A 644-nucleotide genomic window follows, 5' to 3' on the forward strand; every position below is an offset into this window, starting at 1 on the left:
AAGACCTCGATCGGCCTGATCGGCGGCCGCATCGCCGCCATCGGCCGCGCCGGCAACCCCGACACCATGGACGGCGTGGACGTCGTCGTCGGCACCGGCACCACCATCGTCTCCGGCGAAGGCCTGATCGCCACCGCCGGCGCCATCGACACCCACGTCCACCTCCTCTCCCCCCGCATCATGGAGGCCTCCCTCGCCTCCGGCGTCACCACCATCATCGGCCAGGAGTTCGGCCCCGTCTGGGGCGTGGGCGTCAACTCCCCCTGGGCCCTGCGCCACGCCTTCAACGCCTTCGACGCCTGGCCGGTCAACATCGGCTTCCTCGGCCGCGGCTCCTCCTCCGACCCCGGCCCCCTCGTCGAGGCCCTCGCCGAGGGCGGCGCCAGCGGCTTCAAGGTCCACGAGGACATGGGCGCCCACACCCGCGCCCTGGACACCGCCCTGCGCGTCGCCGAGGAACACGACGTCCAGGTCGCCCTGCACACCGACGGCCTCAACGAGTGCCTCTCCGTCGAGGACACCCTCGCCGTCCTGGACGGCCGCACCATCCACGCCTTCCACATCGAAGGCTGCGGCGGCGGCCACGTCCCCAACGTCCTCAAGATGGCCGGCGTCGCCAACGTCATCGGCTCCTCCACCAACCC

General features: G+C 72.0%; 1 protein-coding gene. It reads left to right on the plus strand.

Annotated features, from left to right (window positions below):
- The coding region (locus ACQRUO_RS39620) for an amidohydrolase family protein (protein ID WP_428321026.1) at nucleotides 1-644 on the plus strand (644 nt) is incomplete at both ends.

Origin of the sequence: Kitasatospora sp. LaBMicrA B282 (assembly GCF_050325825.1) — a bacterium.
In the GTDB taxonomy this organism is placed as follows: domain Bacteria; phylum Actinomycetota; class Actinomycetes; order Streptomycetales; family Streptomycetaceae; genus Kitasatospora.